The 12,896-nt window shown below is 50.3% G+C and carries 10 protein-coding genes; 5 read left to right on the top strand and 5 right to left on the bottom strand.

The features are described 5' to 3' along the window. Positions 1-44 precede the first annotated feature (44 nt). The gene (oxyR, locus tag VP504_RS12465) at positions 45-950 is read right to left on the bottom strand and encodes a DNA-binding transcriptional regulator OxyR (protein ID WP_062707065.1); all 906 of its coding nucleotides are present in this window, start codon (positions 948-950) and stop codon (positions 45-47) included. A 145-nt stretch (positions 951-1,095) separates the two neighbouring features. On the opposite strand from oxyR, the gene VP504_RS12460 reads away from it, so the two are divergent. The 3 genes from VP504_RS12460 (at position 1,096) to VP504_RS12450 (ending at position 3,762) form a co-directional block, all read left to right on the top strand. Beyond that, positions 1,096-1,827 carry a glutathione peroxidase gene (locus VP504_RS12460; protein ID WP_325891462.1) on the top strand — a complete coding sequence of 244 codons (732 nt, stop codon included), beginning with the start codon at positions 1,096-1,098 and terminating at the stop codon, positions 1,825-1,827. Positions 1,828-1,909: 82 nt separating this feature from the next. After that, complete coding sequence (locus VP504_RS12455) at positions 1,910-3,361, top strand: dihydrolipoyl dehydrogenase (RefSeq protein ID WP_325891461.1); 1,452 nt, start codon at positions 1,910-1,912, stop codon at positions 3,359-3,361. Between the two features lie 149 nt (positions 3,362-3,510). Next, the gene (locus VP504_RS12450; protein WP_325891460.1) at positions 3,511-3,762 is read left to right on the top strand and encodes a DUF3624 domain-containing protein; all 252 of its coding nucleotides are present in this window, start codon (positions 3,511-3,513) and stop codon (positions 3,760-3,762) included. A 54-nt stretch (positions 3,763-3,816) separates the two neighbouring features. Here VP504_RS12450 and argH read toward each other — a convergent pair whose 3' ends face one another. The 4 genes from argH to argC form a co-directional block, all read right to left on the bottom strand. Then, on the bottom strand, positions 3,817-5,694 hold the full coding sequence (gene argH / locus VP504_RS12445; RefSeq protein ID WP_046307673.1) for an argininosuccinate lyase: 1,878 nt from the start codon (positions 5,692-5,694) through the stop codon (positions 3,817-3,819). Positions 5,695-5,734: 40 nt separating this feature from the next. After that, positions 5,735-6,946, bottom strand: a complete 1,212-nt coding sequence (locus VP504_RS12440; protein ID WP_325891458.1) for an argininosuccinate synthase — start codon at positions 6,944-6,946, stop codon at positions 5,735-5,737. A 69-nt stretch (positions 6,947-7,015) separates the two neighbouring features. Beyond that, complete coding sequence (gene argB, locus VP504_RS12435) at positions 7,016-7,795, bottom strand: acetylglutamate kinase (RefSeq protein ID WP_325891457.1); 780 nt, start codon at positions 7,793-7,795, stop codon at positions 7,016-7,018. A 10-nt stretch (positions 7,796-7,805) separates the two neighbouring features. Next, positions 7,806-8,813 carry an N-acetyl-gamma-glutamyl-phosphate reductase gene (argC, locus tag VP504_RS12430; protein WP_325891456.1) on the bottom strand — a complete coding sequence of 336 codons (1,008 nt, stop codon included), beginning with the start codon at positions 8,811-8,813 and terminating at the stop codon, positions 7,806-7,808. Between the two features lie 477 nt (positions 8,814-9,290). Here argC and ppc point away from each other — a divergent pair, with 477 nt between their 5' ends. Together ppc and VP504_RS12420 are read left to right on the top strand one after the other, a co-directional pair. Beyond that, positions 9,291-11,921, top strand: a complete 2,631-nt coding sequence (gene ppc, locus VP504_RS12425) for a phosphoenolpyruvate carboxylase (protein WP_325891454.1) — start codon at positions 9,291-9,293, stop codon at positions 11,919-11,921. A gap of 352 nt (positions 11,922-12,273) precedes the next feature. Further along, the gene (locus VP504_RS12420; protein ID WP_325891453.1) at positions 12,274-12,846 is read left to right on the top strand and encodes a PadR family transcriptional regulator; all 573 of its coding nucleotides are present in this window, start codon (positions 12,274-12,276) and stop codon (positions 12,844-12,846) included. The last annotated feature ends 50 nt before the right edge of the window (positions 12,847-12,896 follow it).

Genomic DNA, 12,896 nt, shown 5'->3' with positions numbered 1-12,896 from the left:
CGACAAAGGCGCCATCTGGCGCCTTTGTTTTATCTGTGGTTCGATTAACCAATCGCGTTACATGTCCCTTTCATTACTTCCGAAATCACAGACGCCAGCTTCTCATAACGTGCACGCAGTGGTGAACCTGGGCGGTAATCCAGCGTGATCAAACGCTGTGGTTCTGGGTCTACGGCTTTTACATACACCACTCCATCGCGGTGCATACTCTTCGGTACCGAAAGCTTCGGCAGCAAGGTAATCCCTGTCTCTGCCGCCACCATATTGCGAAGAGTCTCTAGGCTGGTCGCACGGAAACGTGAATCTTCTTTCGCCCCTGCCGCGAAACAAAAACCCATTGCCTGATCGCGAAGACAATGCCCATCAGCCAACATCAACAGTGTTTCACCACGAAGGTCGTCCATCGGCACAGTTTCCGCCTTGGACCACTTATGACCTTCCGGCAGCGCCAGCAGCATCGGCTCCAGATAGAGTGGGATCTCTTTAAAGTGCTCCGTCTCTTTTACCGAGGCGAGAATAATGCAATCCAGCTTGCCCTCTTCCAGTTGCTGCACGAGCTGATGAGTTTGCGCCTCGTGGAGGAACAGTTCCAGCTCAGGAAAAGCGTCTTTTACCGCTGGCACAATATGTGGCAACAAGTATGGCCCCACGGTAGGGATAAAGCCCACATGCAGTGGACCTGACATTTCTTCACCCTGCTGGCTTGCCATTTCTTCCAGCACTTTTACTTCCATCAAGATCTTTTGTGCCTGCCGGACAAGCTGCATGCCTGCATCGGTAAACAGCACTTTCCGGCTGGTGCGCTCCAGCAGCACCACGCCAAGCTCATCTTCTAACTTACGGATCTGACCGCTCAAAGTGGGCTGGCTGACAAAACAGGCTTCCGCTGCCTTTCTGAAGTGCTGATGTTCTGATAGAGCCACTAGGTATTCGAGATCGCGAATATTCACACCGAACCTCTTTGATAGATTTCACTTATTGAAATGATAAACCTAATCAATTAGAACTATCCACCTCTTTCCCTCTAATATATACACATCAACCGGGAACACCGGATTAAAGAACTGAAAACAAAATTATTTAAGGGGTATTACCATGGAATTTATTAACAAAGAAGGTCAGAAAGTACCAAGCGTTACATTCCCAACTCGCAAGGGTGATGCGTGGGTTAATGTGACCAGCGACGAGCTATTTGCCGGTAAAACGGTGGTTGTGTTCAGCCTGCCAGGTGCTTTTACTCCAACCTGCTCTTCAACACACCTGCCTCGTTATAACGAGCTGCATTCGGTGTTCCAGGAGCACGGTGTTGACGACATTCTTTGTGTGTCAGTGAACGATACGTTTGTAATGAACGCGTGGAAAGCGGACCAAGACGCAGAGAACATCACCTTCATCCCTGACGGTAACGCAGAGTTTACTCGCGGCATGGGCATGGCAGTAGCGAAAGACGATTTGGGCTTTGGAGAGCGTTCATGGCGCTACAGCATGCTGGTGAAAGACGGCGTGGTAGAAAAGATGTTCATCGAGCCAAACGAGCCGGGCGACCCGTTCAAAGTTTCTGACGCAGACACCATGCTTGGCTACATTGCACCAAACCATAAACTGCAAGAATCAATTACGGTATTCAGCAAACCAGGTTGTCCTTTCTGTGCGAAAGCGAAGCAACTGCTGATCGACAACAAGCTACAGTTTGAAGAGATTGTGCTGGGTCAGGATGCAACCACTGTGAGCCTGCGAGCAATAAGCGGTCGCGCTACAGTGCCACAAGTATTCATTGGCGGTAAGCACATCGGTAGCAGCGACGAGCTGGAAGCGTACTTCGCATAACACCGAAAAGGGCAGCTTAGGCTGCCCTACTTAATTCCAAACATTATTGACGCTTGTCACCGGATTTAGCTGGAGAATAACAATGAAAACCTTGAATGTAGATGTCGCTGTCATTGGTGGAGGAACCGCAGGTCTGGGTGCTTACCGCGCAGCCAAAGCACACACCGACAATGTTGTGATCATCGAAGGCGGTCCTTATGGCACGACCTGTGCGCGCGTTGGCTGTATGCCATCAAAGCTTCTGATTGCCGCTGCTGAAGCCGTTCACCACATCGAAAAAGCACCAGGCTTTGGCATATACCCTCAAGGTGAAATCAAAATCAATGGCCGAGAGGTGATGGATCGTGTCAAACGCGAACGTGACCGCTTTGTTGGCTTTGTGCTCGAAGGCGTTGATGAAATCCCAGCGGAAGACAAAATTGCCGGTTATGCCAAGTTTGTCGATGACAATACTTTAGCTGTGGACGACCACACCCGTATTGAAGCGAAACGCATTGTCATTGCAACAGGTTCACGTCCAACTTGGCCAGCGCCTTGGAGTGATTTGGGTGACCGTCTGATTGTGAACGATGATGTGTTCGACTGGGATGATTTGCCAGAATCTGTCGCTGTGTTTGGTCCTGGCGTTATCGGTCTTGAACTGGGTCAGTCACTGCACCGCCTTGGCGTAAAAGTGAAAGTCTTCGGTGTTGGCGGTCAAGTAGGTCCGTTAACTGACCCAACCGTGATGGCTTACGCAGATAAAGCCTTCAACGAAGAGTTCTACCTGGACGCTGACGCTAAAGTCGAAGAAATGGTGCACGAAGGCGAGAAAGTCCATATCCGTTACCTCGACAAACAAGGTCAGGAACAACGCATGGAAGTCGACTATGTGCTGGCAGCAACCGGCCGTCGTCCTAACGTCGACAAGCTGGACATAGAAAACACAGGAATGAAACTCGATGCACGCGGTGTACCAACGGCTGACCCGTACACCATGCAAACCAGCGTCGCGTCGATTTTCATCTCCGGAGATGCGAGCAACCAGATCCCATTGCTTCACGAAGCAGCCGATCAGGGTCGAATCGCTGGTGACAACGCAGGTCGATTCCCAGATATCCGAGCCGGTCTGCGCCGAAGCAAGATTGCAGCCGTGTTTTCTGACCCACAAATTGCCATGGTGGGTGAAACCTACAAAGAAATCACCGCACGTCTTGGCACCTGTGGCTGTTTTGAAACCGGTATAGTGTCGTTTGAAGGTCAAGGCCGCTCACGCGTCATGTTGCGAAACAAAGGTGTGCTGCACGTTTATGGCGAGCAGGGTACTGGTCGCTTCCTTGGCGCAGAGATGATGGGCCCGAATGCAGAGCATCTGGCGCACCTGCTGGCTTGGGCACACCAAAACCAAATGACCATTTCACAAATGCTGGATATGCCTTTCTATCACCCAGTGATTGAAGAAGGCGTGCGTACCGCACTGCGTGACCTGAACGCCAAGCTGCACTTAGGTCCTGAGATGATCAAACACTGCCTGGATTGTGGTCCAGGCTGTTAAACCCAAATACCAATAACAGTGTTAATCCCCTTGCTTGCATAACTTGCACGTTCACGTAACTCCCCCAAGAGTTTGTGGTTTGCCCTCCTTTACGGAGGGCTTTTTTCTTTGTAGGCTGCAACGAATTGATGTTTTTGGGCTTGATATCCATGAGTTGCCGATTCTGCAAAGACGCCTCTCTCACTATTCGCGCCAAACTCGGCCGCTGCAAACGTTGCATGACTCAACTTGCTGTGATGAATCTGGTGCTTTGGCCGATATGGTTTATCGGGTTCAGTGACACACCGAAATCGATAGAGTCCATCACCCTGCTCTTTGGTGCAGGTGCCAGCGCTATTTTACTCACCCTTCACCTCATTCTTATGCCGTTTCGGATGAATGTACCCAAGCCAAAAGAGTGACTTACCCAAACAAAAAAACCGGCCTGAGCCGGTTTTTATCAATGCTATACCTGTTTACGCCACGTTGGCTTTAGCAATCAATCTGTCCTGATCAAAGGTAAACTCTAGCGCCACTTCATCACACGCATGAAGGCGTGGACAGCGGTCGCAATCTTTCATCACCTTTTCAGGCAGCAAAGATTTAGAAGTTGGAATAAAGCCCTGACGCATAAAGAACTCTGGTACACGGGTCAGCACAAACACTTTCTTGATGGCCATGCCACTCGCTTTTTTCAGCAGATGTTGAACAATCGCGCTGCCCTGCCCTTGATTCTGCCAGCCAGCTTCCACCCCCAAAGAGCGCACTTCCGCAAGACCCGAGTCATAAACATAAAGCGATGCACAACCTGTCACTTCACCCTGATGCTCAGCAACCGCAAACGAACCAATATCACGAACCAGTTCATTACGTTCACGCGGCAGGTTTTCACCTAGCCCCGCCCAGTAAACCACCATGCCTTCAATCGCATCAAGGTCAGTAAGACGCGCGCCACGTACTTTCACGCTTGGCGAGTAACGTTTTTCCAAACGCTTCTCTGCCTGACTAATGGCATATTCCACCTGATTCGGCGCCACGCCACCCAGCGCACAACGCTTCTCAAGACAGGATTCAATGGTGAGGATGGGATAAACATCCTCGTCAATCACTGGCGAGAACTGCTTCATGTCATCAAGAGAAAGCTCTTCCAGAGCACAGCCTTTTTCAATGGCGGCGACTACAGCCACACCTACGATATGGTGCGCTTCACGGAAAGGAATGCCTTTGGCAACCAGGTAATCCGCAAGCTCAGTCGCGTTGGAATAACCTTGCATCGCCGCTTCCAGCGTGCGGTCTTTGTTGATTTTGATGCCATCAAAACAAAGCGCTGCCATTTCAATACAGTCAAACCAGGTGTCGAGCGCGTCGAACAGCCCTTCTTTGTCTTCCTGCATGTCTTTGTTGTAGGCGAGCGGCAGTGCTTTCACTGTCATCATCATCGCAGACATGGCGCCATAAACGCGGCCCGTCTTACCACGGATAAGCTCAAGCGCATCCGGGTTCTTCTTCTGTGGCATCAGGGATGAACCTGATGTCACAGCATCTGCAAGTTCAACAAAGTTGGACTCGCCAGAGTTATAGAAAATCAGATCTTCGGCCATACGCGACAGGTGCAGCATAGACACCGACGCTACAGACATCAGTTCCATGACGTGGTCACGGTCAGAAACAGAGTCCAGACTGTTGCGGGTTGCACGGCGAAAACCCAGGCTGTGAGCCAGTGCTTCACGGTCAATCGGATACGCTGTACCTGCCAGCGCACCAGAGCCCAACGGGCAGGTATCCAAGCGGTTCAATGCATCGCTCAGGCGCGAGTAATCACGCTCGAACATTTCAACGTAAGCCAGACACCAGTGTGCAAAAGTCACTGGCTGTGCACGTTGAAGGTGGGTATAACCCGGCAGCACCGTGTTCTGGTTTTCTGCCGCGACTTTCACCATCTGGTTTTGCAGTTTATCGAGTGCAAGGAGAAGCTGTTGGCCTTGCTGACGACACCAAAGCTTAAGATCAGTGGCGACCTGATCGTTACGTGAACGACCGGTGTGCAGCTTTTTACCCAAATCGCCCACTTTGGCAATCAGTTGCTGCTCGACCCAGCTGTGAATGTCTTCAGCGTCAGAGCGCAGGATCTGCTCTGGATCTTCCATCACAGCCAGCTTGATTTCATTCAGTGCGAGCTCGAGGCGTTGCTGCTCAATCTCAGACAATACGCCCACTGAGCGCAGTGCTTTTGACCAGGCAATTGAACCTACGATGTCCTGCTCCGCGAGGCGATAGTCAAAACGCAACGAATCATTAAACTGCTTGAACCGCGTGTCTGCTGCCTGACTAAACCTTCCGCCCCATAACGCCATACTTACTTCTCCTTAAAACTCTATTGCTTCCAGCTGCTGTTTATTTTTGTTTTTTCTCGTTCAGCGCACGAATACGGCTCGACAGCGAGTAGAGACGGATAAAGCCACCAGCATGGCTGTGATCGTAGACGTCATCTTCACCAAAAGTCGCGAATTCTTCGGAGTACAAGCTGTTGAGCGAGCGCTTCTGCACTACTGTAGCCTGTCCTTTGTACAGTTTCACTACTACTTCACCACTTACTGGCTCAGCCAGTGATTCTGCTGCCGCCAGAAGTGACTTACATAGCGGCGTGAACCAACGGCCATCATAGATGAGGTGAGACGCTTTCAGGCCAATCTCTTCACGGTATTCGAAGCAATCTTTGTCCAGAACCAGTTGTTCAACACCACGCAGGGCTTCCATCATGATGGTGCCTCCCGGGGTTTCGTAACAGCCACGGGATTTCATGCCGACCAGACGGTTTTCTACGATATCAATACGGCCTACACCGTGACGCGCGCCTTTCTCGTTCAGCGTCGTCAGCACTTGGTATGGGCTCATGCGCTCACCATCAACCGCAACCACTTCGCCTTTCTCAATCAGAAGAGATACAGTTTCAGACTGATCAGGTGCCTGCTCTGGATCCACAGTCCATACCCAGCAAAGCTCGTTTGGCTGGTTCCAGGTATCTTCCAATACACCGCCTTCGGTAGAGATGTGCCATGCATTTGCATCACGGCTATAGATTTTCTCGAGGCTTGCAGTACAAGGGATGTTGCGCTCTGCCAAGTAATCCAGCAGGGCTTCACGAGAACGCAGGTCCCACTCACGCCAAGGTGCAATCACTTTCAGTTGCGGTGCCAGCGCAGCAAACGCGCTTTCGAAACGCACCTGGTCATTACCTTTACCGGTACAGCCATGGCACAGTGCGTCCGCGCCGACTTCAAGAGCACATTCCACTTGTGCTTTTGCGATGATTGGACGTGCCATTGACGTCCCCAGCAGGTATTTACCTTCGTAAACAGCACCGGTTTTCAGGCTTGGGTAGATGTAGTCAGCAACCATTTCTTCTTTCAGGTCAGCGATGTAACACGCTGACGCACCTGAAGCGATCGCTTTCTCTTCAATGCCAACCAGCTCTTCTTCGCCCTGGCCCACATCGGCAACGAATGCCACGACTTCACAGTCATAGTTCTCTTTCAGCCAAGGAATGATCGCAGACGTATCAAGACCGCCAGAGTATGCTAGTACTACCTTTTTGATATCGCTCATTTTAACTTCTCCATGTTCACCGCTCTGACGGTCAGTACAGGCGGTAACGACTAATAAATTCTGTATTGTTTAAACCGTGAAACGGGTACCGATGTTGCTGCCGCCGAACATCTCAGCAAGCTTCTCGGGGTAACGCCAGCTCGCGACCTGAATAGGACGCCCCAACGCGTTCGCCGCTTCAAACGCCGCTTTCACTTTGACGATCATGCCGTCGGTGATCACGCCGCTTTCAATTAATTCATCAGCTAATTTCTCATCAAGCGTTGGCATGAGCTTGCCCTTGCCATTGAGTACGCCACTCACGTCTGACAGTAGAACCAGTTCAGCATCCAACGCAGCCGCGACTGCCACCGCCGCCTGATCAGCATTCACATTCATCAATTCACCTTCAACATCAATACCGATAGAGCTGATGATTGGCACTGCGCCTGCTAACAAAATCGCTTGTACGACGGAAGAATCACCCGGTGTTGCCTTGCCGACATTGCCAAGATCAAGGTCAAGTTGGGTCACTTTACATAAGCCGCCGTCAGCCAGACTCAGACCGACTGCGTTAATGCCACATTTGATTGCCTCGCCCTGCAGCAGTTTGTTGGCTGTACCCGCCAGTGCGCCCGCGACCACATTAATCTGATCTTTTGGAGTGACTCGCAAACCCTGCTTTTTTTCCACTTTCAGGTTCAGCGCTTTCATCAAGTCATCGACGAGGTAGCCCCCACCATGAACAATCACCAATTGGCGATGCGCAGACGCCTGATACTGGCTGATTGATGCAAATAATTTATCCAGAGTCTCTGTGCAAGACAGCGCTGCACCACCCAGTTTGACTACCAAAGGACGTAAACTCATTGCCACTCTCCTACACAATCGCCGTGAGCGGCGAGAATCCAAAGCGAATGTTTATGCACTGCATCGCCTGACTGGCGGCACCTTTCAGCAAGTTATCGATTGCTGATGTCAGGATCACGTGTTGGCCTTTCACTGACCAGCCAATATCGCAAAATCCGGTGTTTTGAACAGATTGCAGCTTCGCACTTTGACCCGAGCCTAATGGACGAACCAAAGTTTTGTTTTCGTATGCTTTTTCCAGCGCTTCTGTTACCTGTGTTTCACTGACGCCTTCTGCCAGTTTGGCAGTGATAGTCGCTAGAATTCCGCGCTTAAAGTTGCCAAGGTGCGGTGTAAAAATCACATCACAACCCAAGTGGGTAGAAATTTCCGGTTGGTGGCGGTGGGTGAATACACCGTAAGCGTGAAGGCTTACTTCACAGAGACTATTGGTCATTGAGGCCTTGCGACCTGCACCTGATACGCCGCTCACCGCGTTGATCACTGGCCACTGTTGGGTGTCGATAAGCCCAGCATCCAGCAGTGGTTTCAATGCCAACTGTGACGCAGTTGGGTAACAACCTGGAACCGCGACAAGATCTGCTTTTTCAATGTCTGCTTCGTTCCATTCCGCTAAACCATAAACCGCTTTTTCCAGCCACTCGCCATATTGATGCTCGAAACCGTAGTAGTCGGTGTAGAAACTGTTAGATTGAACGCGGAAAGCACCCGATAAATCAAACACTTTACAGCCTTCAGACAGGAAGGTTGGTGCAATGTTGTGACTGACTTCATGAGCTGTTGCCAGCAACACCACGTCTGCTGCTTTCGCGACAGCACTGACATCTTTAAGCGGTTGAAGTGGTAGATCGACCAGGCCTTTTAGCGCGCCATGCAAATCACCGATAGATTTGTTCGCATCCACACTGTTTTCAGAGACATACAGGCCTGATAACTCAAGTTCAGGGTGAAGAAATACCATTTTGGTCAGCTCGGCACCTGTGTATCCACTTGCACCGACGATCACTGTCTTTAACATGAAGAATCCATTTATTTCTTTGGGTTGAATGATGGAACATTCAGCTCGCTCAGCTGCAGGAGGGGCAGATACGCCCAACGTTACTTAACGTCGGCGTCGTCGCTGGAGAAGGGAAATTGAGAACTTATCCATATTCGTATCGTACCTTTTCGCTGCTTCCATGAGCTTTTTTGGCGAATTATAATTGTTTATTCATTTTAAATGAATTTATATGTGCTTTTTAGCGTGATAAATGACTAATGTCAACAGTCTGTTTAAAATAAAATCATTCACCTGCGACAGGCTGCGCTTTTCGCCCCTACCCTTCAGTTTGAATGTAATTTTGTTACAACTACCTTAATGCCTTATTGCTCAAGGGATAGACAAAGAAATGCGATGAAATAACACGATGGGTGATTGACCTTTATGCCACACATTGGCTAGATTGAGCCATACGATTGCAACTAGGATGTAACAAAGTTACGAAACGGATGCCTTATGAATGAAAAGTACGACGCTCTAAAGAGCAACGTCAGTAAGCTCGGCCACCTGCTGGGTAACACCATTAAAGATGCCCATGGTGAAGAGTTGCTGGCCAAGGTAGAAGAGATCCGTCAACTCTCTAAATCTGCCTCCGCGGGTAATAAAGATGATCACGGCAAACTGATCGATGTACTGCAAAACCTGCCAAACGATCAGTTGCTACCAGTAGCACGTGCATTCAGTCAATTCCTCAATCTCACCAATATCGCAGAGCAATACCATTCTGTTTCGCGTCATTGTGAAGAGCAAGTTTGTAATCCAGACTCACTCGATGATCTCTTTATGCGCCTTCATAGTGCAGATGTCTCAGACAGCGAACGCGACAAGGCCGTTGATGACCTCAAGATCGAGCTGGTACTGACAGCCCACCCAACTGAAATTGCGCGTCGTACAACCATTCATAAGCTGGTTCAAATCAACAAGTGTCTGTCTAACCTCGAATTGGGAGACATCTCTTCAAGCGAGCGAGAGAAAGCAGAACTTCGCCTGGAGCAGCTTATTGCCCAGTCCTGGCACTCTGACGTTATCCGCCAACAACGTCCTACCCCGCTCGATGAAGCAAAGTGGGGCTATGCCGTTATTGAAAACAGCCTGTGGGAAGCTGTACCAGAGTTCCTGCGCCAATTCGACCAGAAGATGCAGCGTCATCTTGGCCGAGGACTGGCGGTTGAGGCCTCTCCAATCCAAATCTCAAGCTGGATGGGCGGAGACCGCGACGGTAACCCATTCGTGACATCTGAAGTCACCCGCGAAGTATTGCTACTATCCCGTTGGAAAGCGGCCGACCTTTACCTTGGTGACATTCAGGAGCTCATCAGTGAGCTGTCCATGACCCGTTGTAATGATGTCGTCAGAGCAATGGCAGGTGACGAGCACGAACCTTACCGTGCAATTCTAAAATCGCTACGTCAGACGTTGACCAATACCCTGGATTACTTGGATGCACAAATCCATGGCCGTCGCAGTGATGAAAAAGACATTCTGACCAACGTTGATCAACTTTGGACACCGCTGCACGCGTGCTACCAGTCGCTACATGAATGTGGCATGGGCATTATCGCTGATGGTCTGCTGCTTGATACACTGCGTCGTATCCGCACCTTCGGTGTTAACCTCATTAAGCTGGATATCCGCCAAGAAAGCACCCGACACGCGAATGTGCTGTCTGAAGTGACCCGCACATTAGGCATGGGAGACTACAGCCAGTGGAGCGAGCAGGACAAGCAAGCTTTCCTGATCCGTGAGCTGAGCTCTAAGCGTCCTTTGCTGCCACGTGATTGGGAGCCTTCTGATGAAGTGCAGGAAGTGCTGGATACCTGCCGTATCGTTGCGCAGCAGCCTCGAGAAGCACTGGGCGCCTATGTGATTTCGATGGCGCGCACAGCGTCTGACGTGCTGGCGGTTCACCTTCTTCTAAAAGAGGCTGGCTGCCCGTTCCGTATGGACGTTTGTCCGCTGTTTGAAACCCTAGAAGACCTCAACAATGCCAAGTCAGTGATCAGCCAGCTGCTGAGTATCGATTGGTACCGCGGCTTTATCCAAAACTTCCAGATGGTCATGATTGGCTACTCAGACTCCGCCAAAGACGCGGGTGTGATGGCAGCAGGTTGGGCCCAGTATAAAGCGATGGAACAACTGGTAGAGCTGTGTGAAGACGCCGGTGTCGATCTGGTGCTGTTCCACGGCCGTGGTGGTTCGATTGGTCGCGGTGGTGCACCTGCGCACGCAGCACTGCTGTCCCAGCCACCACGCAGCCTGAAAGGCGGCCTTCGAGTGACCGAGCAGGGCGAGATGATTCGCTTCAAGCTGGGTCTGCCGGATGTTGCCATTCAGAGCCTCAATCTGTACGCCAGTGCAATTCTGGAAGCGAATCTGTTGCCACCACCAGCACCTAAGCAGGAGTGGCGCGACCTGATGGAAACCTTAAGCGAAGTTTCCTGTGAAGCTTACCGTGGCGTCGTTCGTGGTCACGAAGACTTCGTTCCTTATTTCCGAGCGACAACACCAGAGTTGGAACTGGGTAAACTGCCATTGGGTTCCCGCCCATCTAAACGTAACCCGAATGGCGGCGTGGAAAGCCTTCGCGCAATCCCATGGATTTTCGCATGGAGCCAGAACCGTTTGCTGCTGCCAGCATGGTTGGGTGCCGGTCAGGCGATTCAGTTCTCTATCGATAACGGTCACCTGAAATTCCTTGAAGAAATGTGTCGCGAGTGGCCATTCTTCTCAACCCGTCTGGGTATGCTGGAGATGGTATTCACCAAGACCAGCCCATCTATTTCTCAATATTATGACGAGAAACTGGTGGATGAATCCCTTTGGAGACTGGGTGACGAGCTTCGCGACCGTTTGGCACAAGACATCAAAGCTGTACTAATGGTTGAGAACAGCGACCACTTGATGGAGCAAAACCCTTGGGGCGCCGAATCTATCCGGCTGCGCAACATCTATGTTGAACCGCTGAATATGCTTCAGGCTGAGCTTCTGTGCCGTACACGTGCTACAGAAGAAGAAAATACTGAACTGGATGAAGCGTTGATGGTCACTATCGCAGGTATTGCTGCTGGCATGCGAAATACCGGATAAATGAGAAATTGAATCAAAATTAAGAAAGGCTGCCATGTTGCAGCCTTTTTTTTTTTTCGAGAGTCTTTTTCGATTGTTGTTGCATTAATAATGTTATTAATATGTTTTCTTGCCTGTTCGTGACGTTATCGTGACAAAGGTATAGGCAAACACCGAAGTATAAATAACCGTTTAAGTGTCTTCACACTGAGCTTTTCGCACCGCGTATTTTCGGTGCATTGTTGGCAAGAGGCAAAGTGTGTTCGTCAACTAAAAACGTGTCGATCCTGTCCAGTGTTGTGGAAAAAATAAATTCGCCAAAGAGCGGCATCCCAGGGCTAAGGATCGCCTTTTAAGATTTTGGATAGAAGAGATGTCACTACCGCACGTAATACTCACGGTGCTTAGCCATCGTGATGCAACTGGTTACGATATAACCAAAGAGTTTTCTAATGCTATCGGGCATTTCTGGAAAGCCAGCCACCAACAAGTCTATCGTGAACTCAATAAACTTGCCGATATGGGTGCAGTGAGTTGCCGTTTAGAACCGCAGGATGGTAAACCGGACAGAAAAGTCTACTCTATCACGGACATCGGCAGACAGAGCCTCTATGAGTGGTTCTTAATGCCGGCCAAACATCCCACTGACCGTGACGAGGTTTCTGCAAAACTTCTAACGTGCAGCATATTCGACCCCACCCCAATGATCGAGCACATGCACGCACTCATGGACGAAAGCCGCTTGCAGCTAAGTCAGTACCGAGACATGGAGCGCAGTAATTATGCTGACACCGCTCTGCTGACTCGTGAAGGCCGTTTGGAGCGACTGACACTGCGCCGCAACATTCTTCGCAAGGAAGCATGGTTGACCTGGGCAGAGGAAGTCCTGTTTGAACTCAACGCCATGGAAAACATGTCGATGGGCAAGAAAGTCGCAGCTCATTAGGGACTTTCCGGAAAGCAAAAACCGTCGCATTGCGACGGTTTTTTGTTTCT

This window comes from Grimontia sp. NTOU-MAR1, assembly GCF_035758505.1.
GTDB classification, from domain to species: domain Bacteria; phylum Pseudomonadota; class Gammaproteobacteria; order Enterobacterales; family Vibrionaceae; genus Enterovibrio; species Enterovibrio marinus.
This window is presented reverse-complemented; position numbering and strand designations above follow the sequence as displayed.

What these genes read in the sequence shown, in the direction of transcription:
- VP504_RS12460 (WP_325891462.1), top strand. Translation starts at nt 1,096, where the DNA reads ATGGAATTTATTAACAAAGAAGGTCAGAAAGTACCAAGCGTTACATTC.
- VP504_RS12455 (WP_325891461.1), top strand. Translation starts at nt 1,910, where the DNA reads ATGAAAACCTTGAATGTAGATGTCGCTGTCATTGGTGGAGGAACCGCA.
- VP504_RS12450 (WP_325891460.1), top strand. Translation starts at nt 3,511, where the DNA reads ATGAGTTGCCGATTCTGCAAAGACGCCTCTCTCACTATTCGCGCCAAA.
- argH (WP_046307673.1), bottom strand. Translation starts at nt 5,694, where the DNA reads ATGGCGTTATGGGGCGGAAGGTTTAGTCAGGCAGCAGACACGCGGTTC.
- VP504_RS12440 (WP_325891458.1), bottom strand. Translation starts at nt 6,946, where the DNA reads ATGAGCGATATCAAAAAGGTAGTACTAGCATACTCTGGCGGTCTTGAT.
- argB (WP_325891457.1), bottom strand. Translation starts at nt 7,795, where the DNA reads ATGAGTTTACGTCCTTTGGTAGTCAAACTGGGTGGTGCAGCGCTGTCT.
- argC (WP_325891456.1), bottom strand. Translation starts at nt 8,813, where the DNA reads ATGTTAAAGACAGTGATCGTCGGTGCAAGTGGATACACAGGTGCCGAG.
- ppc (WP_325891454.1), top strand. Translation starts at nt 9,291, where the DNA reads ATGAATGAAAAGTACGACGCTCTAAAGAGCAACGTCAGTAAGCTCGGC.
- VP504_RS12420 (WP_325891453.1), top strand. Translation starts at nt 12,274, where the DNA reads ATGTCACTACCGCACGTAATACTCACGGTGCTTAGCCATCGTGATGCA.